We start from the raw sequence: 25,922 nt of genomic DNA, 5'->3' as shown, positions 1-25,922 counted from the left end.
ATGATTCCGCCAGATTTCATCGATATTTCAACTGCTTCATGCGTCGTAGACGTCAATCGGCGAGTCATGTTACCGTCAATTCCGCATCGTGCGACTGCGGCCGGGGGCGCGATGCGGAGATCGCATCGGCGCCGGGCGACGAAGCCGTGGCGCCGATGCGGCCACCGATCCGAGCGGTCGGCGAACCCCGAAAACCTTACCGACGATTTTGCTCACAATCGCCAGAATCCGTAGTAACTTAACGGAGGAGATCAACGCATAGCACCGCGACCACTGCGGATATGCCGTGCATTCACTGGAATATCAGCCACAGAAGTACCAGTCGAGTCCAGAATGCTCGGCAACATCATCGGACCGTCAGCGACGTCGGCCACCAGCCGTCGCTGCCACCGGTCCCGCGGAAAGGAACACCGGTACCCCATGTTGCGACGGCTCGACAGGCTACTGAGCTACGAGATGAAGGTCTCCGAGTTCCTCGGCACCCTGATCATCATCGGCATCCCGTACGGACTCGTCGGCGTCGTCTGGACGCTGACCCACACCGCGCACCTGCGCGATCTCCACGGCGTCGACCTGGTCATCTCGTTCCTCGGATCGATCGTCTGCTGGCCGGTGCTCACCTTCGCGAATGTGACGATGACCTGATGATGGCGCTGGTCTGGGTCATCGACATCGTGGTGACCGTCGTCAAGATCCTGGGTGGCCGCACGCAGGTCAATCCCGTTCTCCGCGTGGGTATGTGGATCACGCTGCTGTGCGTGGTCGCGGTCGGTCTCGCCGCGGGCGCCGGCTTCCTCGTCCTGCTCGAACGCTGGCTGAGCACGCTCTGAACCGCCGCGCCCCGGCGCGGCAAGAAAGGATTCGGTGCGGCGTGACCTCCACCGAGCACTCCCCGGCGGGCATCGCGCCGCCGGAACCCTCCGAGGTCGGCCGGATCGCCGACAGTGTGACCGGCCTGTGGCAACGCCACCCGCAGCAGTCGGTCGAGACGCTGGGCAGGCAGGTCCTGCTCGGCCGGGCCGCGATCGCCCAGCTGTTCCTGTCGCTGGTGCAGCGGCGATTCCCGTTCCAGGAATTCATCCGGCAGTGCGCCTTCATGGCCAATGTCTCCGCCGTGCCGACGGTGTTCGTCGCGATCCCGGTCGCGGTCGTCGTCTCCATCCAGGTCGGCGCGCTCGTCAACCAGGTCGGCGCGACCACCTTCATCGGCGCGGTGGCCGGGCTCGGCATCATCCGCCAGGGTGCGCCGCTGGTCACCTCGCTGATGATCGCGGGCGCGGTCGGCTCGGCCATCTGCGCCGATCTCGGCTCGCGCACCATCCGCGAGGAGATCGACGCCATGAAGGTGATGGGCGTCGATCCGGTGCGCCGGCTGGTCGCCCCGCGGCTGGCGGCGGCCGTGCTGGTCAGCATGCTGCTGTGTGGGTTCATCGTGTTCGTCGGCTTCGCCACCGCCTACCTGTTCAACGTCTACGCCCAGCACGGCACCCCCGGCTCGTTCATCAGCTCGTTCGCGTCCTTCGCGGTCGCCAACGATCTGCTGGTCGCGCTCGTGAAAGCGGCGATCTTCGGCGCGCTCACCTCGATCATCGCCTGCGATATCGGGCTGCACACCAAGGGCGGACCCGGTGGCGTCGCCAACTCGGTCAACTCGGCGGTGGTCTCCTCGGCGCTGATGCTGTTCGCCACCAACATCATCGTCACCCAGCTGTACAACACGCTGTTCCCCGCGAAGGTGGTGTGAGATGGCCGCCGAGTACCTCCCGCCCGCGCTGCGCCCGGTGCGCGCCGTCGGCGCGGCCGCCAAGATTCCCGTCCAGGCCAATCAGCGGCTCGGGCACCAGGCGATCGTCTTCTTCCAGGCCTTGATCGCCGTCCCGTTCACCCTGCGGCACTACCGCAAGGAGGTCGCGCGCCTGGTCGCCGATGTCGGCTGGGGCAACGGCTCGCTGATCGTGGGCGGTGGCACCGTCGGTGTCGTCATCGTGCTGTGCGCGTTCGGCGGCATCACTGTCGGCATGGAGTCCTACTCCGCGCTGAACCTGCTCACCATGGGTCCGCTGACCGGGGCCATCTCCGGCTTCGCCACTACGCGCGAGATCGCCCCCATCCTGGCCACGCTCGCCTTCGCCATCCAGTCGGGCTGCCGGTTCACCGCCCAGCTCGGCTCGATGCGGATCTCCGAGGAGATCGACGCGCTGGAATCGATCGCGATCCGGCCGCTGCCGTACCTGGTGACCACCCGGATGATCGCGGCCACGGTCACCATCGTCCCGCTCTACACGCTGGGCCTGGCGGTGGCCTACCTGGCGACCAAGCTGTCGGTGCTGTTCCTCGGCGGCACCACCGCGGGCACCTACGACCACTACTTCTTCCAGTTCCTGGTCGGCGGTGACGTGTTCTTCTCGCTGTTCAAGGTGGTGGTGTTCGTCCTGATCGCCGCCTTCATCCAGTGCTACTACGGCTTCGTCGCCGCCGGTGGCCCCGAAGGTGTCGGGGTCGCGGCGGGACGGGCGATCAAGATGGTCATCGTCGTGATGGTCTTCACCAATCTCTTTCTCACCCTTGCTATCTGGGGCATCGACCCCGGATTCCGGATCTCGGGATAGGTCGATCGGATGATTCTCGATCCCAGTGGACGCGGGCCGACCGGTCGTCAGTTGACCGTCGCGGGCCTGGCCATGGTGTCCGCGGTCGCGGCCGCGCTGTACCTGCTCGGACTGCGCTACAACGGCGCGTTCGAAGACACGGTCATCGTCGGCGCCGAGCTGACCAGCACCGGCGACGGCCTGCCACAGCGGGCCGATGTGAAGTACCGCGGCATGGTCGTCGGCATGGTCGGCGACGTGGCGATGGTCGCCAAGGGCGAACGCCAGCACGCCACCTTCGAATTGAAACCCGGTATCGCCGAGACGATCCCGGATACGGTGACCGCGCGGGTGGTCCCCGACAACATCTTCGGCGTCTCCTCGATCCAGCTGGTCGACAACGGCGCCGCCGGCGGCACGCTGCGCAGTGGTCACACGATCCACGAGGACACCAGCGCCGAGACCATCCAGCTGCAGTCCACGCTCAACACCCTGCGCGACGTGCTGGCCACCATCCAGCCCGAGAAGCTCGGCCGGGTGCTGGCGACACTGTCCGCGGCACTCGACCCGGGCTCGCGGGTCCCCGGCTCCACGGTCGAGCGCCTCGATACCTGGCTCACCTCGATCCGCCAGATTCCCGAGATCGGTGACCTGCTCGGCAATTTCGGCCAGGCGGCCACCGCGCTGAGCCAGTCGGCGCCCGAGCTGGTAGGTGTGCTGGCCGACTCGGTGACCTCGGCGCGCACCCTCAACGAGCACCGCACCCAGCTGGTCGAGCTGCTCACCCAGGGCAATTCCGCGGTCGAGGCCGTCAACAGCCTCTTCGCCGCCAATCCCGATTCCGGCAAGGAGCTGGTGTCGGGCTTGGACGGCTTGCTCGGCGGGATCGCCAAGGACCCGGGGGCACTGCAGTCCGCCGCGGCCAATCTCAATGTCTCGCTGGCCAAACTGCAGCAGACCTTCACCTTCGGCCCGCGCAAGCAGATGGCGTGGCGCATGGATGTCTCGTTCACCCCGTTCCAGCAGTACACCGCCGAGGACTGCCCGCGCTACGGCGAGATGACCGGACCGCGGTGTGGCGGACCGAGCGTGCCCACGGTCGCACCGCCGCAGGAATATCCGGCCCAGCTGCTGCCGCGGCGCCTCGAAGCGGCGGGCCCGGCTCCGGTGCTGCCGTCGGTGCCGATCCCGGGACTGCCCGCGCTGCCGAACATCTCGGTCCCGGCGCTGCCCGGCCTGCCGACAATTCCCGGCCTGCCCGCCATCCCGGGGATCACCGCGCCCGCCGCGGCGACCGATCAGCCACCGGCCGCGCAGCCGCGCAGTCTCACCGGCGTGGCCGCGGTATCGGCACTGGTCGGCGGGCGGCCGAACGTCACCCAGCTGCTGCTGCTCGGTTCGATCATCGGCACCGTCCCCCTCGTTCCCGACACCGAAGGTGGCCTGCGCCAGTGAAATACACCAAGCCACTGGTCGGCTTCAGCTTCTTCGTGGTGCTGACCACCGTGCTCACCTACACCATCTGGTCCACCCTGCAACGCGGCGTCGCGGGCGACACCAGCTCGTACTCCGCGGTGTTCACCGACGTCCTCGGGCTGCGGGTGGGTGACGACGTCCGCATGGCCGGTGTCCGGGTCGGCCGCGTCGACAAGATCGACTTCACGCCCGAGTACACCGCGAAGGTCGACTTCCGCATCGAGTCGCGGCAGCACCTGACCGACACGACGAAAGCCCTGGTCCGGTACCAGAATCTGATCGGCCAGCGCTACCTCGCGCTGGCACCGGGTGATGGTGCGGGCGCGGTCGTCCCCGTGGGTGCGCAGATCCCCCTGGATCGCACCGAGCCCTCGTTCGACGTCTCGACGCTGCTGTCCGGATTCGAGCCGCTGTTCAGTGTCCTGCAACCCGACCAGATCAACTCGCTGTCCGACACGCTCATCCAGGCATTGCAGGGCAACGAGGTGTCCCTGGCGGCGCTGATCACCCAGGCCGCGCAATTGGCGAACACCTTCGGTGAGCGCGACCAGATCCTCGGCGATGTCCTGAGCAACCTCAGCTCGGTCCTGGCCGGCCTGGCCAAGCGCAGCGGCGAACTGGAAACCCTGATCACCCAGACCCGCAGCCTGATGGACGGGTTGTATGCCGAAGGGCAGTCGTTGAAGAGCTCCGTGGAACGCGTCGCGGGCGCGACGAACTCGCTGGTCTCGCTGATCGGCGAGGTCAAGCCCGGCCTGGGCGCCGCGCAACGCGACGCCACCACCGGCGTGATGATGCTGCTCTACAACGGCGCGGCGCTGGACCGCGGCGCCGTCGAGCTGCCCGACTTCCTCAACGGCGTCGCCCGCTTCACCAGCTACGGCGCCTACGGCAACGCCTACATCTGCCGGCGGCTCGACGTCTCGCTGTGGGGCGTGGTGCTGCCCGAAGGCCTGTTCTCCCAGGTCGGCGGCAACTCGCAGTCGGGGGTGTGCCGATGATGCGGGCGCGAGTTCCGGAGTTCTGGCGGCGCAACAGATACCTGCGCCTCGGGTTGTCCGCGGCGCTGGCGGTGGTGCTGCTGCTCGGCGGGTCGAGCCTGCTGGCCCAGATCCGCCTGGGCGACAAGACGATCGACGCCGAATTCGCCCAGGCGGCGGGCTTGCGGCCCGGCGCGACCGTCGACATCGCCGGCATCGAGGTCGGCGCCGTCCAGGCGGTGCGGCTGGTGAACGATCGGGTGGAGGTCGCGCTGCGGATCCGCGGGGACATCCGGCTCGGCCCCGACGCGCGCGCCGCGATCAAGATGTCGACGATCCTCGGGCGCCTGCACATCGAGCTGACACCGGGAAACGGAAAGGGTTTGCCCGGCAACAGGATCGCGCTCGACCACACCTCGGTGCCGTACAACCTGAGCAAGGTCGTGCAGGATCCGAAGTACACCTCCTCGTTCGAGCGGATCGAACGGATCGACGCGACCAAGCTGCGCACCGCGCTCGATGTGCTCAACACCCAGCTCGGTGACTCCCCCGCGCTGGCGGTGCAGGCCCTCGACAGCATCGGCGCGCTGGCCCAGGTGATCAACAGCAGGCGCGACGAGGTCGACACCCTCCTGAAGAGCATGGACCAGGTCTCCCAGCTGGTCTCGGACAATCGCAACAGTGTGCTCCTGCTGCTGACCAGGGGTGAGGCGATCGGTGCCGCCGTCCAGCAGCGCCAGACCCTGCTCACCCAGCTGCTCGACAATGTCGCCGCGATGTCGAAACTGCTGCAGGACATGGGCATCGAGAACAACGGCGAGCTGGGTCCGCTGATCCAGAACCTCAACACCATGGCCGACGGGTTGACCAAGAACAAGGAGAACCTGGACCGGCTCTACGAGATCGCCCCGGTCGCGTTGCGCCAGTTCAACAATGTGGTCGGCAACGGTCCCTACGGCGAGATCTGGGCGCCTTGGATCTTCCCGGACAACTGGCTGTGCTTCGCGCAAGCCGTACAGGGGTGCAACTGATGAATACACGACACACGAGCAAGCTGGCGGCGGTGTGCCTGACCGCGCTGCTCGCCTCGGGCTGCGCGCTGCTGCCCGACAGCGTGACCGGGCTGGGCGATCGGATGGTGAGCCGGCAGAAGCGGATCAGCGCCGACTTCGAGAACGTGGCCGGGTTGTACCCGGGCAACGAGGTCGCGGTGCTCGGTGTTCCGGTCGGCGTCGTCGATTCGGTGACCCCGCGCGGCAGCTATGTGGAGGTGGTGATGTCGGTCGACCGGGACGTGCGGATCCCGGCCGAAGCGATGGCCGCGCTGGTGTCCCCGCAGCTGATCACCAACCGGCACGTCGAACTCGCCCCCGCCTACACCGGGACGGGTCCCGAACTCGCCGACGGCGCGCATCTGCCGCTGGCGCGCACCAGGACACCGGTCGAACTCGACCGCATCCTGGCCAACTTCGATCAGCTCGGCGAGGCGCTCAAAGGTGGCAGCGAGACCGGGCCGATGGCGAGCCGGGTCCTGTTCCCGCTACTCGACGGCAACGGCGACCGGCTGCGCGAAACCCTCGACGAACTCTCCGCCGCGTTCGAGGTGACCTTCGCCAACAAGGACCAGATCGCCAACACCATCGTGAAGCTGAGCGAGATCACCCAGATCATCGCCGAGAACGACCAGACCGTCCGGGATTTCAGCGGCCGGATCACCGAGCTGATCGCGCTGTTCGGCCAGCAGTCCCCCGGCTTGCAGGCGGTGCTGACCCAGCTCGACGATTTCATCACCAACACCTCCTCGGTGCTGGGCCAGAATCAGGACCAGCTCGCGGGCGCACTCACCAAGTTCGTGGCCATCGCCGCCCAGATGCGGGCCAACGCCCGCAATCTCACCGAGGTCGTCGATGTCGCGCCGCTGCTGTTCCAGAACGTCGACAACGCGGTCAGCCGGGAACGCCAGGCGCTGCGCCTGCACGGCCTGCTCGACAAGATCGTGCTCGACAGCGAGGCGTTGTCGCTGTTCTGCGAGCGCGTCCAAATGCGCCTCGACGGCTGCCGCACCGGAAAGATCGCCGATATGGGCCCGGATTTCGGGTTGACCGCCGCGCTGTTGGGACTGACGAAATGAATCTCCGCTCGGCCCTGGCTGCCACCGTGTGCGCCGCCGCCGTCGCCTCGACGGGCACCGCGTGCTCGATGACCGTGGCCGACCTGCCCATGCCGGAACCCGGTATCGGCGGGCCCGGCTACACCCTGCACGCCACCTTCCGCGACGCGCTGAACCTGCCCGATCGGGCGCACGTCAAGATCGGTGGCACCGATATCGGTGTCGTCACCGGCATTTCGACGACATCGTTCCTGGCCGATGTCGAGATGCAGATCCGCGCGGACATCCGGCTGCCCCAGGGCACCACCGCGGAGTTGCGGCAGGCAACGCCGCTGGGCGACATCTTCGTCGCCATGACGCTGCCCAGTGCCGAGGCGGCCGGGCCGCCGCTGGACGAGGGCGCGACCATCGGCGCCGAGCTCACCGCCTCGGCGGCCTCGGTGGAACAGCTGATGATCTCGATCTCGATGCTGCTCAACGGCGGTGGGCTCAATCAGGCGGCGCGCGTCACCGCCGAGCTCGACTCGATCTTCGCGGGCAAGGCGCCACAGCTGCGGCACCTGGTCGGCGAGATGACCTCGGTCATCACCGCGCTCAACCAGCGCACCGGCGACCTCGACGCCACGCTCGGCGGGTTGTCGGTGCTGACCGGCGAATTAGCCAGGCGCAAAACCGAACTCGGTGCCGCCGCCGACAGTTTCCCGCAGCTGATCGGCCTGTTCGCCGAGAACAATCAGGCCATCGTCGATCTGATCAACCGGGTCGCGGTCACCATGGACGCGCTCGGCGATTTCAGCGCGACCAACGGGCCGCAGTTCGTCAGCCTCTTCCAGAGCATCCAGAACCTCATGAACGGCTTCACCCAGATGGGCGACGACCTCACCGGCACGCTGAACGGGTTCCACGCGCTGTACCCGTCGCTGACCGACAGCCTGCGCGGCCCGAACCTCGCCGTGGCGGCCACCCTGTCCTATCTCGACGTCGGCGCGCTCACCGATCCCACCGGCAGCCGCTGGCCCGAGGCCGGTGACGTGCCCGCGTTCCTCGGCAGCCTCGCCGAGGTCATCGCCAAGGTGATCGGCCGGGTCACCAGCACACCGCAGGCGCCGCAGCAGGAGGGACCCCGATGAATCCACCCCTGTGGCAGTGGCTGGTCCGCTATCGCGTCGCGGTCGCCAATGCCGGACTGGTCGTGGTGCTGGTCCTGGGCAGCCTCTACCTGGGCGGCGCGGTCCTGCGGTTCGACCCGACCAGCACCCGCTACGACGTCACCGTGGAATTGGCGACCTCGGGCGGCCTCACCACGGGCAGCGACGTGACCTTCCGTGGCGTGCGCGTCGGACGCGTCGGCGAGGTGCGCGTCGCGGGCGACGGGATCGCCGCGGTCGCCGAGATCGACGGGAACACCCGGATTCCGGTGGGCGGCACCGTCGCTGTCGCCCGGTTGTCCGCGGCGGGTGAGCAGTACCTGGACTTCCGTCCCGCCGGTGAGTCCGGGCCGTTCCTGGCCGACGGCGCGGTCATGCGCCGGGCCGACACCGCGGTGCCGGTCCAGATGCAGTCGGTGCTGGGCAATCTGAGCGGGCTCGTCGGCGGGATGAATCCCGAACGACTCAATGTCATCGTCGACGAACTCGACAAAGCGCTGGCCGGCGGCCCGGACGGCTTGCGCAACATGATCTCCGGGCTCAGCCGCGCCATGGCGGGCCTCACCGATCTGCTCCCGCAGACCGAGCAGCTCATCCGCAATCTCGAGGTCATCGCCGCGACGACCTCGCACGCCCAGCCCGACCTCGGCACGCTCACCACCGCGGGCAGCGCGCTGTTCCGCCAGTTCACCGCAGCCGACGCGGAACTGCGGCATCTGCTCGAACAGGGCCCGGGACAGCTCGCCACCCTCGGCGGCTTCATCTCCCGCACGCAGAACCCGATGACCGATCTGGTGACGAACCTGGTCGCCATCACCCGCGCCGCCAAGCTGCGCCAGCCCGCCATCGAAGTGCTCTTCCCGTCGCTGAGCCGCTTCGCCGAGGCGGTCGGCGTACCCGCCCACGACAACATGTATTTCACGATGGTCGATCCCTGGCCGCGCCCGACCTGCGACTACGACACCGTGCCCGTGGTGGCCACCACACCGACCACCGACACCAGGGTGCGGCTCTACAACTACTGCGTCACCGACAATCCGGCGCTGCAGATCCGCGGCTCGGCCAACGCGCCGCGGCCCGCCGGTCCCGACAACGGCTCGGGTCCCCCGCCCGGCGCCACCGGCAACGAGCTGTCCCAGCCCTCGGTCCCGGCACCTCGATAAGGAGTCACCGCGATGAGCAACGAACCCAACCCCACCGACGAGTCCCCCGCCGACGACACGATCGTGGCCGCAGCATCATCCACCGCTGCGGCCACCAGGTGGTCGTCCCGGTGGCGGGCGATGGACCGTCGGCAGCTCGGCCTGCGCGGCGCCGCGGCCGTCCTGCTCGGCGCCTCGCTGGCGGCCTCGGTGTTCCTGTTCTTCGAGAACCGGAGCACCAAGGACCTGCTGGCGGCACAGCAGCAGGCGCGCGAGGCCGCGTGCCACTACGGTCCGGTCCTGGCCGATTACGACAGCAAGCAGCTCGACTCCTACTTCGCGGCGGTCCTCGACGGCTCGACCGGCGACTGGAAGAAGCAGTTCGAGGCCACCAGCGGCGAACTGCGCGAGGTCCTCACCCAGGGCGAGGTCACCTCGAAGGTCACCGACACCCAGTGCGCGATCCGCACCGGCGACGAGAACTCCGCCGAGGCGATCGTGGTGATCGGCCAGACCATCTCCAGCCTGGGCACCGAGCACAAGCCCAAGCCGGGCCAGCTGTCCATGGTGCTGCGCCTGCACAACGACAACGGCCGATGGCTGGTCGAGAAGGTGAATTCCCCGCTGACGACGGCGCCCACGCAGTGACCGAACCCGGCGCGCTATCCCCCCGGCACCGTGGCACGTCCGCGCGCGCCGGCGCCCCGGCCTCGGACGCGCCCGCGCGCACGGTCCGGCGCAGGCCGAAGAACCGGCGGGCGCAGATCGCCGCGGAATCGGCGGCGGCGTTCGGCGCGCACGGCTATCACGGCGTGAGCATGGACGACATCGCCCGCAGGCTCGACATCAGTTCGACCGCCCTGTACCGGCACTTCCCGAGCAAGTACGCGCTGTTCCGCGCCGAACTGCTCCGGCTGTCCGGGTTGGCGCTGCGCGCCGTCGAACTTCCCGAGGACGCGGCGGGCTGGTCACCGCGCCGGCGCCTCGAGCATGTGCTCGCCGCCATCGTGGCCGCGACCATCGCCAACCGGCCCACCGCCGCCCTGGCCCGCTGGGAACGCCGCTACCTGGAGCCCGAGGACCACCAGGAGTTCAGCGATCAATTCGCCGCGGCCATCGCGAGCTTGCGGGCGCGCATCGGCGAGGTCAGACCGGATCTCGACGGGCACGATCGCGCGGTGCGCGCGGTGTCGATCTTCGCCGTGATCAGCAGCATCGGCGATCACCATGCGACGGTCCCGGCGAAAACCCTCGCCGCCCTGCTCGGTTCGCTGAGCTGGGCCGTGATCGATGCCGACCTGACCGGCCCGCGGACCGGGACGCGGGTGCGCCGGACCGGTGAGCGACCGCCGCCGTTCAAGCACGAGTTGCTGCTGCACCGGGCGGTCGAGCTGTTCCACGAGCACGGGTACCCGAACGTCAGCGTGGAGGACATCGCCGCGGCCGCCGAGCTGTCGTCGGCGTCGGCGGTCTACCGCTACCACCGCAGCAAGAGCGATCTGCTGGTGGCGGCGTTCCGCCGGGCGGCCGACCGGGTGTCGGCGGCGATCCGGCCCGCGACCGCCGCCGCGGGCTCACCGGCCGAGGCGCTGGGCACGCTGATCGAGCTGTATGTGTCGGGGTCGTTCGACGAGCGCGCGCTGACCTTCGTCTACTACGCGGAATTCCGGCACGTGGACCAGACCGAGCAGGTGACGCTGCGCCATCTCCAGCAGCTGATCGTCACCGAGTGGGCGCGGCTGGCGGTCGCGGCGCGACCGGAATTGTCATTGGGCGAGGCGCGCATCCTGGTGCACGCCGCCTTCAGCCTGGTCGTCGATCTGGGACGCACTTTCGGCGACGACGGAATCTGCCCGCGGGACACCGTGATCGCCCTGCTGGAAGCGGTTGTGCTGGGTCGGCCACTGCCGCACTAGACCGACCTCGCCGGTACGGAGCCCGGCGGTCATCGCCGGGCCTCGATCGCGGCCTCGACGCGGCCTTCGAACGCGTCGAGCACTTCGACATAGGCCGCAGGTACGCCGACCCGCATCACCAGGCCGGTTTCGGTGGTGTCGAAGTCGAAGGTGAACAACGAGCAGCAGGCCGATTCCCGTGCCGCGAGATCCCGGCCGACCGTCTCGGCGGCGGTGGCCAGGACCAGGTCAAGCCGCGTCGGCGAGGGGCGGGCCGTGCCGTGGACCGACTCGGCGAAGAACCGGTCGAACTCGGCGACCCGGATCGGTTGTTCCAGGGTCGGTAGCGTGCACGCGTCCGGTACCCAGCTGCCCTGAGCTGGTGAGTTCGTCATGATTCCACGGTAAGCCCGTACCCGGGTACAGGATGCAAGTCCCGAAACCAGCTACGGCGGGCCACTGCGTCGCCACCATCGGCGGCGGCCGAAGTATTCATTCGTCAACGAGCACCCCCCGATTCGACACGGCCGTGCGGCAGCGGGGCCTGCCGATGGGCCTCTACTACTGCGGCGGCATGAACCGGACCTTCCAGACCACGCCGGTGCGTGGTGACGCGCACGAGCGAACTGGTCGCCGTGGTCCGGGTGGCCACCGAAGGGTGAGTCAGCCCTCGGCCTGCGGTGCCACGAGATCGGCCATGGGCGTGAGCGGGTTGAGCATCACGCCGACCTTGCGCAGACTGCTGTCCACGATCGCCCAGATGGCCTCCTGGAGATAGGACGACAGCTCGGCGGCGTCCATCGGCTGCATGGAGCGGCTCAGCCAGCGGTTCACGCTGCCGTCGACGAAGCCGACCAGGCCGAAGGCCATCGGCTCGGCGATCGTCACCGGGGCGGACTGGGCGCGCAGCGCGTTCTCGAACACCTCACGGACGGTGCCGGCGATGGCGATCTTGGTGCCGGAGACGATCGGCGAGTTGGGCCGCTTCTCGGCCGCCGACCCGGCACCGAGGAAATAGTGCAGGCGCGGATTGGCGGCGATCCAGCCCACGTAGGTGTCGACCGAGCGCGCGATGGCCTCGGCCACGGTGCCTTCGGGGTTCAGGGTCGGGGCGAGCACGGCCATCAGGTCGTCGACGATGCGGGCCCGCAACTGTTCGTCGAGGTCCTGGCGGTCCTTGAACAGCCGGTACAGCACCGACCGCGGCACCTCCGCGAGATCGGCGATCTCCTGCACCCCCACCGAGGCGCCCTGTGCCTGCACGGCCGTCAGCGCCGCCGTGAGAATCCGGTCACGACGCTCGGCGCGATGCCGGTCCCACCGACTGTCCCGTCCATCGGCGCGCTGTGCGGTCACTGTCCTCCCATCGGGCACCGGATCGGGGCGATCCGGCCAGGACAGTATCCCAGCCGGGTCCGGCACCCGGCCGACGCGGACTCGGGACAGATCAGCTGCCATCGGCGATCCTGGTCTGGTCGGGGACGAACACCGACGGAGAGGACCCGATCGATATGACGACCGCGTGGGCCGTGATCGCCGCGGCGACGTTCTGCTGGCTGGGCATGGTGCTGGCCATCTCGTTCCTGGAGACGCCACTGAAGTTCCGGGCGCCCGGGGTGACCGTGCCGATCGGGCTGGGCATCGGCAGGCTGGTCTTCCGCGCGCTCAATATCGCCGAACTCGTGCTCGCCACAACGATTCTCGTCGCGATCCTCGCCGATTCCCCCGGCACCGCGGCGACCCGGACGCTGACGGTGGCGATGGTCGTGTTCGCCGTGCAGGTCGCGGTCGTGCGCCCGCGCCTGGCCCGCCGCAGCGACGCCGTACTCGCCGGCGCCGACGCACCGCGATCGCGCAGCCACCACGCCTACATCGCGCTCGAGGTCGCGAAGGTCATCGCCCTGCTCGTCGGCGGCATCCTCGTTCTGGCCCACAGCGTGCTCTGACCGGACTCCCGACAGCCGGAGGTCGGGTTGACACGATACGTAATACTGTAACGCATGAGCTCCAGCCCGATCGGGACGACGATCACCGACGAGTCCGCCCTCGGGCTGGCTGCCGCGATCCGGACCGGTGAGCTGAGCGCCCGCGCCGTCGTCGATGCCCATATCGCCGTGCTCGAACGGTTCAACCCGGCCACGAACGCCGTCGTCGTCGAGCGCTACGCGACCGCGCGCGCCGAGGCCGACGCGGCCGACGCGCATCTCGCGACCGGCCCCGCGACGCTGCCGCCACTGTTCGGTGTGCCGATCACGGTCAAGGAGTCGCTGGCCGTGGCCGGGCTGCCCAATACAGCGGGGGTGCTGGCGCGCAGGCACATCCGCCCGTCGGCGAACGCGACGGTGGTGCAGCGCGTGCTGGACGCGGGCGCGATCGTGCTCGGGTTGACCAACACGTCCGAGGGCTGCATGTGGATCGAGTCCGACAACCGCGTCTACGGCCGCACCAGCAATGTCCACGACCGGACGCGCACCGCGGGTGGATCTTCCGGCGGTGAGGGCGCGGCGGTCGGCAGTGGTGGGTCGCCGCTGGGTTTGGCGACCGACACGCTCGGGTCCATCCGCATTCCCGCGTTCTGCAACGGCGTCTTCGGGCACCGGCCGTCGACCGGCCTGCTGCCGACCACCGGCGCGTGGCCCCCGCCCTACGGCGTCGCCGCGCTGTGCGCGAACGGCCTGATCGCCCGCCGCGCCGAGGATCTGCTGCCGCTGCTGCGCATCATGGCCGGTCCGGACGACATCGACCCGCTGGTGCGCGAGAGGGAGCTCGGCGATCCGACGACCATCTCCCTGCGTGGGGTGCGGGTCGTGCTGCTCGACGGGGCGTTCGCCCCCGGTGTCGGCCGGGAAGTGCTGGCGGCGCGCGATCGAGCGGCCGCCGCATTGGAGAGCGCGGGCGCCGAGATCGTCCGGGTCCGGACGCGGTCGCTGCGGATGATCGGGCTGTTCACCACGATGGTGCTCGCGAAGGAGACCGGTATCAGTTTCGCCGAGATCATGCGCGGGGAGGGCGCCGACATCCTGGCGCCCCGCCGGCTCGGCGACCACACCCTGCCCACCCGGCTGCTCGCGCTCGGCGAACTGCTCGCCGCCCGCGTACCCGCCGGGCCGGCGCGCCGCATCACCGGCGCCGCTCACGAGGCCGCCGCCGAGATCGCGGAGACGATCGGCGACGGTCTGCTGCATCCCACGCTCACCTCCGTCGCGCCGCGCCACGGCCGCACCACCGGGCAGCCGTGGCGCACCGACGCGGTCGCCCCGTTCAGTCTCGCCGGCCTGCCGGTGACGCAGGTTCCGCTGGGCCGGGGCGCGCAGGGTCTGCCGCTGGGTGTGCAGGTGGTCGCGGGTGCGGGCCGCGACCACCTGTCGATCGCCGCGGCGCTCACCCTCCAGGACGCCTTCGGCGGCTGGGTGCGGCCGCGTCGGTGACCGCGCTCAGGCGGTCACCGACGCGTCCCGGGGCAGTCCGAGCATCCGCTCACCGATGACATTGAGCTGCACTTCGGTCGTGCCACCGTAGATGGTGGTGGCGCGGCCGGCGATCAGCTGTTCCAACGCGTGATCGCTGCGCTCACCGGGCACCGAGACGACGCCGGCGACGCCGAGTTCGGCGACGACGAACTCCGAGATCGCCTGTCCCAGGCCCATTCCCAGTAGCTTGCCGACGCTGGATGTGGTGGACACGTCGATGCCGGAGAGCTGCTCGAGCACCACCCTCGACCCGATCACGTCCACCGCCCGGCTCTCGGCCATCAACTCGCCGACGTGGTACCGAGCCACCGGCGAGAGCTCCCGGCCGATCGCGAACCGCAGCAGGTCGGCGTCGGTGGCGTAGGCCTCCATCTTCTGGCTCAGCGCCACCCGCTCACCGGCCAGCGTCGTGCGGGCCACGTGCCAGCCGTCGTCGACCGCCCCGACCACGTTCTCGTCGGGGATGAACACGTCGTCGAGGAAAACCTCGTTGAACAGTGCCGATCCGGTCATCTCCCGCAGCGGCCGCACGGTGATGCCCGGCGTCGACATGTCGAGCACGAAGTAGGTGATGCCCTCGTGCTTGGGTTTGTCCGGGCTGGTGCGGGCGATCAGCATCGCCCAGTCCGCGAACTGCGCGACCGTGGTCCAGATCTTCTGGCCGGAGATCCGCCAGCCGCCGTCGACCTTGGTCGCCTTGGTGGTCAGGCTCGCCAGGTCCGAACCCGCGCCCGGCTCGCTGAACAGCTGGCACCACACCAGTTCGCCGCGCAGCGTCGGCACGACCAGTTCCCGCTGCTGCCGTTCGTCACCGTGCGGGACGATCGCGCCGACCGCCCAGGTGCCCATCAGCAGCTGCGGCATCGGAATTCCCGAGGCCTTGATCTCCTGCGAGATCACCACCTGTTCGAGCGGTGTGGCCGACCGTCCGTAGGGGCGCGGCAGATGCGGCAGGTTCCAGCCACCGTCACCGAGGGCGACCAGTTGCTCGTCCTCGTCGTCGATCCCGGCGATCACCGCGAGTTCCGCTCGGATCGCGGCCCTGATCCGCTCGGCCTCGGCGGGCAGTTCCAGCTCGCTGGACAGCGTCGCCCCGGACAGCGCGTACCCGGCGACCGTCTCGGCCCGTTCGTCCCTGGCGCCGAGCTGTCCCCGCAGCGCGAGCGCGCGCCGGTAGTACAGGTGCGCGTCGTGCTCCCAGGTGAACCCGATGCCGCCGTGGACCTGGATGCAGTCCTGGGCGACCTGGACCGCGGCGTCGGGAATGACCAGCGCGGCGATCGCGGCCGCGTAGTCGGCGTTCTCGTCGTCCCGGTCGAGAGCTGACGCGGCGTCCCACAGCACCGCCCGCGCCTTCTCCAGCGCGATACCCATGTGCGCGCACTTGTGCTTGACGCCCTGGAACTGCCCGATCGGCCTGCCGAACTGCACGCGGGTCTTGGCGTATTCCGACGCGGTCGAGACACACCACGACATCACTCCGACCGCCTCGGCGCCCAGCACGACCGCCGCCACCGAGCGCACCCGCGCCGACGACACCGCGAGCACGCGCTCGGCGGGCACCTCGACCGAATCCGCGTGCAGCCGGGCCGCTCCGCGCAGCACGTCCACGGAGTCCTGCGCGCTCACGGTCAGGTCGACGTTCTCGAAGGCCACCCACCGCCGCGCGCCGTCGACGGTGACCGGCGCGATGATCACCTCCGCGGACACCGCTCCGGTCACGCCATCGGCGGTCCCGTCCACGGTCAGCGCACCAGCACGCAGTACACCCGTCAGTCCCGACGACAGCGCGACCGCACCCGTGCGCGACCCGTCGGTCAGTCCGGGCAGCTGCGCCCGCGCCCACGCCCCGCCGTCCTGCGCGAGCACCGCGCTGGTCAGCACGGTCGGCACGAACGGACCGGTGTGCACGCCGCGGCCGAGCGGCTCGAGCGCGACGGCCAGGGTCAGCAGACCCGCGCCCTGTCCGCCCAGTTCCTCGGACACGTGCAGGCTCAGCAGATCCTGGGCGACGAGCGCGTCCCAGTACGGCAACTGCTTGCCCGCCTCGGTGGATTCGACTGCCGCGCGGACGATCTCGGCGGTGATGGTGCGCTCGACGAAACCGCTGATCGCGTCGGCCAGCGCCCGGTGGTCCTCGCTGACGCCGACGCCGAGCTCATAGCTGTTGCGTGCCATGACTAGCTGGTCTCCTTCAGCCGGGCGGCGACCTCGTCGATGGTCCACGGACCGTCGGTCTCGACCGTGCGCACGTCGTGCCAGCCGGCCAGTTCGACGATCGCGCCGCCCTGCACCGCGAAGACCTTGCCGGTGAGCGGGCAGCCGGCCTCGGCCAGGTGCGCGACCAGCGGCGAGATGTTGGCGGGGGCGAAGGCGTCGAACTCGCCTTCGGGCACCTCGGCGGCGAACAGCGCACCCATGCCCGGGGTCGCCAGCGTCAGCCGGGTGCGCGCGATCGGGGCGATCGCGTTGACCCGCACGCCGTAGCGCTCGAGTTCGTCGGCGGCGACCAGCGTCAACGCGGCGATGCCCGCCTTCGCGGCGCCGTAGTTGCCCTGGCCCGCATTGGGCATGAACGTGCCCGAGGCCGAGGCGGTGTTGATCACCGACGCCGCGACCGGGACGCCGGCCTTGGCCTGTGCCTTCCAGTACGCCGCGGCGTGGTGGAGGGTGGCGGCGTGGCCCTTGAGGTGCACGGCGATGACCGCGTCCCACTGGGACTCCGCCATGCCCGCGATGAACGCGTCGCGCAGGATGCCCGCGTTGTTGACCAGCACATCGAGCGAGCCGTACGCACTGATCGCCTGGTCGACAAGGGCTTTCGCGCCTTCCCAGGTAGCGATGTCGTCGGTGTTGGCCACCGCCCGGCCCCCGGCGGCGACGATCTCGTCGACCACCTGCTGAGCCGGGCCTGCGTCGCTGCCGGAACCGTCGTTGGCGCCGCCGAGATCGTTGACCACGACCTGCGCGCCCTCGCGGGCGAACAGCAGCGCGTGTTCGCGGCCGATACCGCGTCCGGCGCCGGTGACGACTGCGACGCGACCGTCAAGCTTTCCCATGAGTCTCTGTCTCCTCGTTGATTTCGACGCGGCCGTCGGTGATCGCGATCTGCCCGGCGGCTTCGGTCTCGAAGGCGTAGGCGGCGACACCCGGCGCGGAGTCGGTGCGCCACAGGGTCGTGGTGATGTCCTGGCCCGGCAGCACCGGCTTGGCGAAGCGCACGGCGAGGCGGCGCAGGCGCGCGGTGTCACCGCCGGCGAGTTCGGTCAGCGCCCCCCAGGACGTGAACGCCATGGTGCACAGACCGTGGTTGATGATGCCGGGAAGCCCGGCCATGCGGGCGATCTCATCGTCGAGGTGGATCGGCATGGGATCACCGGAGGCGGGCGAGTAGCGGAAGGTCTGGTCCTGGTCGATGTGCGCGGTGACCCGCGCGACCGGGTCCCCGGCCCGATCGGCGTCGGTGATCCGGTGATCGGGAGCGGGCTCCCCCTCGCCGGGACCGGCGTCGACCTTGCGGAAGAACGCGGTCATCCACTGCTCGTTGACGAGTTCGCCTGCCGCGTCCCGGGTTTCGGCGTAGACGACCACGGTCGACCCGTTGGGCTTGCCGACGTAGCCGATCGGCTTGGCCCGCACCACCAGTTCGTCACCGGACCGGATCGGCCGGTGGAACCGGAAGTCCTGCTCGCCGTGGACCAGCTTCATCAGCAGTTCCACCGGCGCCACCGACAGAGCGGCGGGCGCCATCGAGGTGAACACCGGGACCACCGCGAACACCGGCGGGGCGATGTCGCCACTGCGGTGCGCGTCGATCGGATCATTGGTCGCCGCAGCGTATTCCGCGATCCGCGCGGCGGTGACCGTGAAGCGCTCCGCGTCGGTCCATTCCCCCAGGCCGGAGCCGTCGAAGACGACTCCGGCCGACTCCGAGGTGGTCACGCGGCCGAGCCGACGAGCTCGGTGAACTTCGCCATCGACTCCTTCAGGTCGGCCGCGGCGTGCTTGGCGACGGCCTTGCCGATCGGGCCGACGATCATCGTGCCCTTGAAGCTGGCGTCGAACGCGGCGCTCGAGCCGGTGGCCGTCGGCTCCACCCGCAGCGCGAATTCGACGGTGACACCGGCCATGCCGGTGCCGGTGATCTCGAGGTACTTGTTCGGGTCCACCGCGGCCACGGTCCACTCGATCTTGTTGGCCATGTTCATCACCGACACGACCTCGATGAAGCGGGACCCGGCGACCAGCTCGGCCGGGAGTTCGCTGCGCCAGCCCTGGTGGATGGTCAGCCAGTCCGCCCAGTTCGCCAGATCGCTCAGGCGTGCCCACGCTTGTTCGGGGGTGACGGGAAGATCGGTGGAAACGGTCACAGATGCCATGGGGTTACTCCTCGTGATTCGTGGGGGGATGGATCAGCGGACGGCCGGGCGGTAGGCGGTCACCACGACCGCGCCGCCGAGACCGATGTTGTGCTGCAAGGCGATTCGCGCGCCGTCGACCTGGCGGGCGTCGGCGGTGCCACGCAGCTGCCAGGTGAGCTCGCTGCACTGGGCCAGGCCGGTCGCGCCGAGCGGATGACCCTTGGAGATGAGGCCACCGGACGGGTTGACGACCCAGGTGCCGCCGTAGGTGGTGGCGTTGTCGTCGACGAGGCGACCGCCCTCGCCCGGCGCGCACAGGCCCAGCGCCTCGTAGGTCAGCAGTTCGTTGGTGGAGAAGCAGTCGTGCAGTTCGATGACGTCGACGTCCTCGGGGCCGATGCGCGCCTGCTCGTAGACCTTCAGCGCCGCGGTGCGCGACATATCGGACCCGACCAGGTTGATCGCGGTCGGATCGGTGAAGGTGGACTGGAGGTCGGTGACCATGGCCTGCCCGACCATCTCCACCGCGCGATCGGCCAGCCCGTGCCGATCGACGAAGTCCTCGCCGGCGAGGATCACCGCGCCGGAGCCGTCGGAGGTCGGCGAGCATTGCAGCTTGGTGAGCGGGCCGTAGATCGGCTTGGCCGCGAGGACTTCCTCGAGGCTGTATTCCTTCTGGAACTGCGCGTACGGGTTGTTCACCGAGTGCTTGTGGTTCTTCACGCCGATCCGAGCGAACTGCTCGGCGGTGGTGCCGTAGCGCTGCATGTGCTCCGTGCCCGCGGCGCCGAACATGTACGGCGCGGGCGGCATCGCGAACTCCTGCAGCTCGGCCAGCGCCAGCAGATGCCGCATCATCGGCTGCTCCCGGTCGTCGAAAGTCGAACCGAGCGAGCCCTTCTGCATCTTCTCGAAGCCCAGCGCGAGCGTGCACTCCGCCAGCCCGCCGCGGATCGCCTGCGCCGCGAGATACAGCGCCGTCGACCCGGTCGAACAGTTGTTGTTCACATTCACCACCGGGATGCCGGTGAGACCGAGCTCGTAGACCGCGCGCTGACCCGAGGTGGACTCGCCGTACACATAGCCGACATAGGCCTGCTCGACCAGCCGGTACTCGATCCCGGCGTCGGCGAGCGCCTTGGTCCCCGCCTCCCTGGCCATGTCGGGGTAGTCCCACTCCAGTTCGCCCGGCTTCTCGAACTTCGTCATTCCGACGCCGACGACGAACACCTTCTGTGTCATGTACGCACTCCTGTGTGCCGCGCGTCCCCGGTATATGGGACACGGTGTCCCTGTAATTTAGGTTGGACACGACGTCCAGGTCAATACCTCGAACGACAGAAGGTTGTGAGATGCCGAAGCGGCAGGTCACCCGCGAACAGCACTGACCTGCACAGACTTAATGAGTCATTTGTCCCGGATACTTGGACACGGCGCGACAAGCCCTCGAGAGCGAGGGCGAAGACGACAGAGCTAGTCGACCAGCGGGTCGACGGGGATACCCTCGACCGCGCGCAGCCGCTCGGCGAAGCCGATCAGAATCTCGTGCGACTCGGCCGACAGGCCGTCGACCAGGGCGATGAAGCGATCGAAGCAGGGATCGGAGAACGGCCTGCGCAGGCCGACGACGACCCGGGCACCGACCGGAACACTCGACGACATCCGCACTCCCTGGACACAGCAGTGAACCTCGCCCGACCGCCTGCTGCCCCGACGATCGAGCCGAAGGAAAACTAACATAGCTGAGCGTTTGCGGATACCGCAGCGGCGGCGTCGCGTTCCACCGTATCTCGGGCCGGCGGCACGCGGGTGAGGTGCGGCTTGTTCACCAGGCACAGGCCGACGACGATCATCGCCGTCACCCCGCTGAACAGCGTGTGCGCAACGTCGTAGCGGATCTCCGAGCCCGCGGTGGGCGAAACAGATCGGCCCTCGATGTCTCGGGGAGTCGACATCGAGGGCCGCCGCGAGCGGGTTGACCTGCGTCAGTAGGTGTACAGGTCCCAGCCGCCGATGACCTCGACGCACTCCCACTGCGCGCCACCGGTGCACGGACTTCATGGTCATGGGTGTTCCTTTCGTACCGACCCGGTCGGATCCGGGCCGGGATCAGAGAACCAGAGCGCGCGTGAGGATTTCATGAGGCGCGAGGATGAGCTTTCGTGATGCCGCGATGACGCGGTGTCGGCCGGGGGTTGCCTTACGCTCGCTTCTCGTGCGTGTGCTGGTGGTGGAGGACGACGAAGGTTTGGGCCAGGAGATCGCGACGGGGCTGCGGGGCGCCGGTTTCGCGGTCGACCTGGTGCATCTGCTCGTCGATGCCGATCTGAACATCTCGGTGAACAGCTACGACGTACTCGTCGTCGACCGTGGCATGCCCGATGGTGACGGCCTGCAGTTGCTGGGCGGTGCATGATCGTGCTCGGCCTGGTGGCCGCGGTGATCGACGCGCGTTCCCGGGACCAGGCCCTCGACAGCGCCCTCGATCGGGTGCTCACCGGGCTGGCGCCACGGATCTATCTCGACGACGACGAGTCGGTCGACACCTCCGATCTGCCCAGCGATCAGCTCGTCGGCGGTGAGATCGCCATTCTGGTACTGACACCGGACGGCACCGGCGGCTGGACCGTCCACTACGGCCACCTGCGCTCCCACATGCCGGCCGAATCGGGGATCGCGGCCACCGCCGACGCCGCGACGCGCGCGGCGGGCGACACGGTCTACCGGGATTCGATCGACAGCGCGGGCCGCCGGGTCCGCTTGGCGTCGGCCGTCTTCGGCTACCGCGCCGGGCAGACGCACGCAGGCCGAGGCCGAGCAGGTACTGGCCGATGTCCACGCGCTCGGCGCCAAGATGGAGCGGGTGGTGACCGGCCTGCTCGCCCGGGCCCGCATGCAGTCCGGGGTCACCACGATGGAGCGCGTGCAGCTGCTCGACCAGCTCACCGAGTCGGTCGTCGACGAGTTCGACAATCCCCGCCTGGTCCTCCAGCCGAATCCGACCGTGGTGGTGGGTGATCCGCAGCTACTAGGACTGACGATCCGCAATCTGGTCGAGAACGCGCTCACCCACGGCGCGGTCAATCCGCGAGCGCCGGTGGAGATCTACGTCGGGGAAGGCCGGGTCTGCGTCCGCGACCATGGCACCGGTCTGGCACCGCGGCTGTCGTCGAACCCGTTCGACCGTGGCGTCACGGCGGGTCGCGGCAGCGGCATCGGCCTGGCACTGGTGGCCTGGATCGCCGATTTGCACGGCGGCACCGCCACCATCGAACCGGTGGCGGGCGGCGGAACCCTCGCGACGCTGGTACTTCCGCCGCCCACCGCGACGCTCTGACGACCCGCGGTCGCGGCCGACTGTCACCGGCGAGCGCTAGGTTCGGCAAGGTACTTCTATCGCCGATGGAGAGGGCTTCGATGACACCGCTGGTTCGCGTTCAGAACTTCTCGATCTCCCGTGACGGCTACGGTGCGGGCGAGGGGCAGAGCCTCGAGCACCCGTTCGGCCACGCCGATCCCGCCGACTTCATGTCCTGGGCGGGCGCCACCGCGCACTGGGTCAACCGGACCGACCCCGGTGGTTCCTACGGCCTGGACGACTACATCACCCGCGACTACGCGAACAATATCGGCGCCGAGATCATGGGGCGCAACAAGTTCGGCCCGCTGCGCGGCCCCTGGGAGAACTACGACTGGCAGGGCTGGTGGGGCGACGAACCGCCGTTCCACACCCCGGTCTTCGTGCTGACCCACCACTCGCGACCGTCGTTCACCCTGTCCGACACCACGTTCCACTTCCTCGATGCGTCGCCGAAGGATGCCCTCGCGCAGGCCATGGCCGCCGCCGACGGCAAGGACGTCCGGATCGGCGGCGGTGTCGCGACCATCCGGGCGTTCCTCGAGGCCGACCTGATCGACACGATGCATGTGGTCGTCGCCCCGGTCGAAGTCGGTCGCGGTGAACGATTCTGGACCGGGCCCGACGACTACGCCGACCGCTTCCACCTCGAGCAGGTGCCGAGTCCGAGCGGCGTGGTGCACCACTTCTTCTGGCGCCGCTGAGCTCCCGAGACGTATTCGGCGACGACGGCCGACCTGGTGTTCACCAACCTCGCCGCGGGCAACGTGCTGGCCTGCCGAACCTACGCCGACGACGACGCGCTCACCTTCCGGTTCGGTGACCGACAGCCGGTCCGCGCGGTCATCGCAGCGCCGCCACGGCGGCACGGTAGACCGACAGGAGGCGGTCGAGATGACGGGATTGGCGTGGTTCCTCCGCGTGCACGGCCAGTACCTCACGCATCGCCGCCAGACGCGCCCGGTCCACGGCGAGGGCGGTGAGGACATCGGCGAACGCATCCACGGTCGGATCGGCCGTACGCACGCCGCCACCCTCGGGCACGGTTTCGGACAATTCGGGATCGCAGTACACGATCGGCAGACCCATCGCGACCGCTTCCAGCAGCACCATCCCCTGGGTGTCGCAATCGGAGGTGAGCAGCAGGACGTCGTGCGCGCGCATCGCGGCCAGGCACTCGGCCTGGTCTACCTCACCGCGCAAGCGCACCCGCTCCCCCGCCCCGGCTCCCGCCGCACCGACCCGGTCGGCGAGTGGGCCGCTGCCGTAGACGTCCAGCGTGCAGTGTTCGGCCAGCCGCACGGCCTCGATCGCTTCGATGGGGCGCTTCTCCGCCGATAGCCGGCCACACCACAGGACACGCAGCGGCGTTCCGGTGTCGGGCGCCGCGTGATCCGATCGCCGGACGCGATCGAGCAGTGCGTCGTCGATACCGTTGGATACCACATGGATCGGGCGGTCGACGCCTCTGGCGGCCAGCCTGCGGGCGAAGTGGCCGGTCGGCACGACCACCCGATCGGCCGACTGTGCCTGGGCCAGTAGTGGTCGCCAGGCGAGCCGCGCGGTCCGGCTGTCGCCGACGTGGCGTTGTTCGCCGCGCAGTGGGACGAAGCAGCCGTGCACGACCCGCATGGTCAACGCCGCGGGATACGGTGACGGCGCGTACTTCTCGATCATCGTGTCGTCGCGGCTCTGCATGCTCTGGACGACCGGGACACCGTGGCGGCGGGCGGCGCGCACCCCGGCGATGCCGACACCGTAGGTGGTCAGCGCGTGGACGACGTCGATCGGCCCGCGCCCGGCGAACGCCGCGTCGAGCAGGCGCCGGTTGGCCCGGGTCGGCAAGACCACGGGCAGACCGTTGTTCATCGACAACGGCACCGTGTGGAGCAGGACCGTGTCGTCGCCGGTGTTCCTGGAACCCGGTGCGGGCGCGGTGAAGACAGTCACCTGATGGCCGCGACCACGGAGTCCGTCGCACAGGGATCGCTGGGCGGTCTGCACACCGCCGAGCGTGTCCGGGTGGAAGTCGGTGAAGATCGCGATATGCACGCGGTCGCCCGGCTCAGGCCGTCGCCGCGACGGCGAGGCGTTCCACCGCGTCCGCGGCCGCGCCCACACCGTTCTCGGCGGAGACCGCGCGACCCAGTTCCGCTGCCCGGCGGCCTGCTTCGGGTGTCAGGGTGCGGACGAGGGCATCGTGCAGCCGGTCCGCGGTGAGCGCGGGATACGGGAAGTCTGCGCCGATGCCGAGCTCGGTGATGCGCCAGCCGTAGTAGAACTGGTCGCTGTGTACTCCGATGACCACCGCGGGCAGACCGGCGCGCAGCACGTCGTGGGTATTGCCGCTGCCGCCGTGGTGGACGACCGCCCGGCAGCGCGGCAGCACCCGGTCGTAGTCGAAGGAGTCCAGCACGAACAGGTTCCGGTCATAGCCGATACCGCGCGGGTACCCCTCGCCCTTGACCGTCACCAGGGCGCGGACGCCGAGGCGACGGCACACCTCGGCGATCAGATCGCAGCTGCCGCCGGGGTCGAGGATCGGCATGCCGGTCAGGCAGAAGTAGACCGGCGGCTCGCCCTCGTCGAGCCACGCGGTCAGGACCGGGTCGAGGTCGGCCTCGCCCCAGGCGCCGCGCAGCCGGGGTGGCAGGATCGGCGCGCCGACGATGGTCGAGCGCTCGGGCCAGTCGGCGGGCTTGGGCAGCAGCACGGGACTGACCATGTGCACCAGGGGAATCCCGTCCTCGCGCATGCGGCGGAACGGATTGCGCGGCGCGCCCGACAGTTCCATCAGTTCCCTGACCCGCCGGTCCACCCGCCGATAGGCCACCCCGTAGGCGAACTCGAACCCCGAGTAGCTGGCCAGCCGCAGCCACCGCGACGCGAACATCTTCTTGACCATGAACGACGACGGGAACTCCCGCGTCCGCTCGAGCGGGTACGGCAGACAGCCGACGACCCGCTGGCCCGTCTTCTCGCCCCGTTCCATCGCCCACGGCAGCGTGGAGGCGCACGAGACGATCACCTCGGCGTCCTCGCACGCCTCGGTGAGCACCTGGTGCATCCGTTCACCGCGCTCGCCCGCCATGATCTCGACCGTGTCGAGCATGATCCGCACGAACGGCAGCGTCTTGCCCGAGGACAGTGCCCGTTTGGCCGCGGGCGATTCCAGCAGTTCGGCGGAGTTGAACGGGATGACGTGCGGTGTGAAGCCCGATCGCCGCACTACGTCGGCGTAGTTCTCGGTGGCGGTGATCGTCACCTCGTGGCCGCGGGCGGCGAATTCGGCGGCGAGGGCGAGATAGGGCTGGTGATCGCCCCGGGTTCCCGCGGTCAGCAGAGCGATACGCATACTCTCGACTTCCGTTCGTGATCTGTTGTTACCGTCAGC

General features: G+C 69.3%; 28 protein-coding genes. 17 read left to right on the top strand and 11 right to left on the bottom strand.

The window, feature by feature from the left end; translation table 11 throughout:
* Nucleotides 1-420 precede the first annotated feature (420 nt).
* Genes NV348_RS31520 through NV348_RS31465 form a run of 12 tightly spaced genes read left to right on the top strand, consistent with a single transcriptional unit; the run spans nt 421 to nt 11,360 of the window.
* On the top strand, nt 421-645 hold the full coding sequence (locus tag NV348_RS31520) for a hypothetical protein (protein WP_447150127.1): 225 nt from the start codon (nt 421-423) through the stop codon (nt 643-645).
* Entirely contained in the window at nt 645-830 is a 186-nt protein-coding gene (locus tag NV348_RS31515) for a hypothetical protein (RefSeq protein ID WP_447150126.1), read from the top strand. Before NV348_RS31520 ends, NV348_RS31515 begins: the two co-directional genes overlap by 1 nt.
* A gap of 41 nt (nt 831-871) precedes the next feature.
* Complete coding sequence (locus NV348_RS31510; protein ID WP_447150125.1) at nt 872-1,744, top strand: MlaE family ABC transporter permease; 873 nt, start codon at nt 872-874, stop codon at nt 1,742-1,744.
* A gap of 1 nt (nt 1,745) precedes the next feature.
* The gene (locus tag NV348_RS31505; protein WP_447150124.1) at nt 1,746-2,609 is read left to right on the top strand and encodes an ABC transporter permease; all 864 of its coding nucleotides are present in this window, start codon (nt 1,746-1,748) and stop codon (nt 2,607-2,609) included.
* A gap of 9 nt (nt 2,610-2,618) precedes the next feature.
* The gene (locus NV348_RS31500) at nt 2,619-4,043 is read left to right on the top strand and encodes an MlaD family protein (RefSeq protein ID WP_447150123.1); all 1,425 of its coding nucleotides are present in this window, start codon (nt 2,619-2,621) and stop codon (nt 4,041-4,043) included.
* Complete coding sequence (locus tag NV348_RS31495) at nt 4,040-5,065, top strand: MCE family protein (RefSeq protein WP_447150122.1); 1,026 nt, start codon at nt 4,040-4,042, stop codon at nt 5,063-5,065. The genes NV348_RS31500 and NV348_RS31495 overlap by 4 nt, the downstream gene beginning before the upstream one ends.
* A complete protein-coding gene (locus NV348_RS31490; protein WP_447150121.1) occupies nt 5,062-6,075 on the top strand; it encodes an MCE family protein in 1,014 nt (337 codons plus the stop codon). The genes NV348_RS31495 and NV348_RS31490 overlap by 4 nt, the downstream gene beginning before the upstream one ends.
* Nucleotides 6,075-7,175 carry an MCE family protein gene (locus NV348_RS31485; protein ID WP_447150120.1) on the top strand — a complete coding sequence of 367 codons (1,101 nt, stop codon included), beginning with the start codon at nt 6,075-6,077 and terminating at the stop codon, nt 7,173-7,175. Before NV348_RS31490 ends, NV348_RS31485 begins: the two co-directional genes overlap by 1 nt.
* Nucleotides 7,172-8,284, top strand: coding sequence for an MCE family protein (locus NV348_RS31480; protein ID WP_447150119.1), 1,113 nt, complete (start codon nt 7,172-7,174; stop codon nt 8,282-8,284). The genes NV348_RS31485 and NV348_RS31480 overlap by 4 nt, the downstream gene beginning before the upstream one ends.
* Nucleotides 8,281-9,465, top strand: a complete 1,185-nt coding sequence (locus NV348_RS31475; protein WP_447150118.1) for an MCE family protein — start codon at nt 8,281-8,283, stop codon at nt 9,463-9,465. The genes NV348_RS31480 and NV348_RS31475 overlap by 4 nt, the downstream gene beginning before the upstream one ends.
* A 12-nt stretch (nt 9,466-9,477) precedes the next feature.
* Entirely contained in the window at nt 9,478-10,092 is a 615-nt protein-coding gene (locus NV348_RS31470; protein WP_447150117.1) for an Rv1363c family protein, read from the top strand.
* Nucleotides 10,089-11,360, top strand: a complete 1,272-nt coding sequence (locus NV348_RS31465) for a TetR/AcrR family transcriptional regulator (protein WP_447150116.1) — start codon at nt 10,089-10,091, stop codon at nt 11,358-11,360. The genes NV348_RS31470 and NV348_RS31465 overlap by 4 nt, the downstream gene beginning before the upstream one ends.
* Nucleotides 11,361-11,389: 29 nt before the next feature.
* On the opposite strand, the gene NV348_RS31460 is transcribed toward NV348_RS31465, so the two are convergent.
* Together NV348_RS31460 and NV348_RS31455 are read right to left on the bottom strand one after the other, a co-directional pair.
* On the bottom strand, nt 11,390-11,734 hold the full coding sequence (locus NV348_RS31460; RefSeq protein WP_447150115.1) for a hypothetical protein: 345 nt from the start codon (nt 11,732-11,734) through the stop codon (nt 11,390-11,392).
* A 268-nt stretch (nt 11,735-12,002) separates the two neighbouring features.
* Entirely contained in the window at nt 12,003-12,797 is a 795-nt protein-coding gene (locus NV348_RS31455) for a TetR/AcrR family transcriptional regulator (RefSeq protein WP_447150114.1), read from the bottom strand.
* Nucleotides 12,798-12,850: 53 nt separating this feature from the next.
* Between NV348_RS31455 and NV348_RS31450 the strand changes: the two genes are divergently transcribed.
* A complete protein-coding gene (locus tag NV348_RS31450) occupies nt 12,851-13,285 on the top strand; it encodes a hypothetical protein (RefSeq protein ID WP_447150113.1) in 435 nt (144 codons plus the stop codon).
* A gap of 54 nt (nt 13,286-13,339) precedes the next feature.
* Nucleotides 13,340-14,767, top strand: a complete 1,428-nt coding sequence (locus NV348_RS31445) for an amidase (protein WP_447150112.1) — start codon at nt 13,340-13,342, stop codon at nt 14,765-14,767.
* Between the two features lie 6 nt (nt 14,768-14,773).
* Here the strand turns inward: NV348_RS31445 and NV348_RS31440 are convergent, their stop codons facing one another.
* From NV348_RS31440 to NV348_RS31410, 7 genes are all read right to left on the bottom strand, one after another.
* On the bottom strand, nt 14,774-16,987 hold the full coding sequence (locus NV348_RS31440; RefSeq protein WP_447150111.1) for an acyl-CoA dehydrogenase family protein: 2,214 nt from the start codon (nt 16,985-16,987) through the stop codon (nt 14,774-14,776).
* Nucleotides 16,988-16,989: 2 nt separating this feature from the next.
* A complete protein-coding gene (locus NV348_RS31435) occupies nt 16,990-17,868 on the bottom strand; it encodes an SDR family oxidoreductase (RefSeq protein WP_447150110.1) in 879 nt (292 codons plus the stop codon).
* The gene (locus tag NV348_RS31430; RefSeq protein ID WP_447150109.1) at nt 17,855-18,751 is read right to left on the bottom strand and encodes a MaoC/PaaZ C-terminal domain-containing protein; all 897 of its coding nucleotides are present in this window, start codon (nt 18,749-18,751) and stop codon (nt 17,855-17,857) included. Before NV348_RS31430 ends, NV348_RS31435 begins: the two co-directional genes overlap by 14 nt.
* A complete protein-coding gene (locus NV348_RS31425) occupies nt 18,748-19,188 on the bottom strand; it encodes a type II toxin-antitoxin system Rv0910 family toxin (RefSeq protein ID WP_447150108.1) in 441 nt (146 codons plus the stop codon). Before NV348_RS31425 ends, NV348_RS31430 begins: the two co-directional genes overlap by 4 nt.
* 33 nt (nt 19,189-19,221) lie before the next feature.
* Nucleotides 19,222-20,412 carry a lipid-transfer protein gene (locus NV348_RS31420; protein WP_447150107.1) on the bottom strand — a complete coding sequence of 397 codons (1,191 nt, stop codon included), beginning with the start codon at nt 20,410-20,412 and terminating at the stop codon, nt 19,222-19,224.
* Nucleotides 20,413-20,643: 231 nt separating this feature from the next.
* Nucleotides 20,644-20,832 carry a hypothetical protein gene (locus NV348_RS31415; RefSeq protein ID WP_447150106.1) on the bottom strand — a complete coding sequence of 63 codons (189 nt, stop codon included), beginning with the start codon at nt 20,830-20,832 and terminating at the stop codon, nt 20,644-20,646.
* 71 nt (nt 20,833-20,903) lie between these two features.
* Nucleotides 20,904-21,125 carry a hypothetical protein gene (locus NV348_RS31410; protein ID WP_447150105.1) on the bottom strand — a complete coding sequence of 74 codons (222 nt, stop codon included), beginning with the start codon at nt 21,123-21,125 and terminating at the stop codon, nt 20,904-20,906.
* Between the two features lie 260 nt (nt 21,126-21,385).
* On the opposite strand from NV348_RS31410, the gene NV348_RS31405 reads away from it, so the two are divergent.
* From NV348_RS31405 to NV348_RS31395, 3 genes are all read left to right on the top strand, one after another.
* On the top strand, nt 21,386-21,586 hold the full coding sequence (locus NV348_RS31405; RefSeq protein WP_447150104.1) for a response regulator: 201 nt from the start codon (nt 21,386-21,388) through the stop codon (nt 21,584-21,586).
* Nucleotides 21,587-22,036: 450 nt separating this feature from the next.
* The gene (locus NV348_RS31400; RefSeq protein WP_447150103.1) at nt 22,037-22,507 is read left to right on the top strand and encodes a sensor histidine kinase; all 471 of its coding nucleotides are present in this window, start codon (nt 22,037-22,039) and stop codon (nt 22,505-22,507) included.
* A gap of 80 nt (nt 22,508-22,587) precedes the next feature.
* Nucleotides 22,588-23,232 carry a dihydrofolate reductase family protein gene (locus NV348_RS31395; RefSeq protein WP_447150102.1) on the top strand — a complete coding sequence of 215 codons (645 nt, stop codon included), beginning with the start codon at nt 22,588-22,590 and terminating at the stop codon, nt 23,230-23,232.
* 139 nt (nt 23,233-23,371) lie between these two features.
* On the opposite strand, the gene NV348_RS31390 is transcribed toward NV348_RS31395, so the two are convergent.
* A complete protein-coding gene (locus tag NV348_RS31390) occupies nt 23,372-24,580 on the bottom strand; it encodes a glycosyltransferase (RefSeq protein WP_447150101.1) in 1,209 nt (402 codons plus the stop codon).
* A 13-nt stretch (nt 24,581-24,593) separates the two neighbouring features.
* Complete coding sequence (locus NV348_RS31385) at nt 24,594-25,883, bottom strand: glycosyltransferase (protein ID WP_447150100.1); 1,290 nt, start codon at nt 25,881-25,883, stop codon at nt 24,594-24,596.
* Between the last annotated feature and the right edge of the window lie 39 nt (nt 25,884-25,922).

Source organism: Nocardia fodinahabitans (genome assembly GCF_052983615.1).
This window is presented reverse-complemented; position numbering and strand designations above follow the sequence as displayed.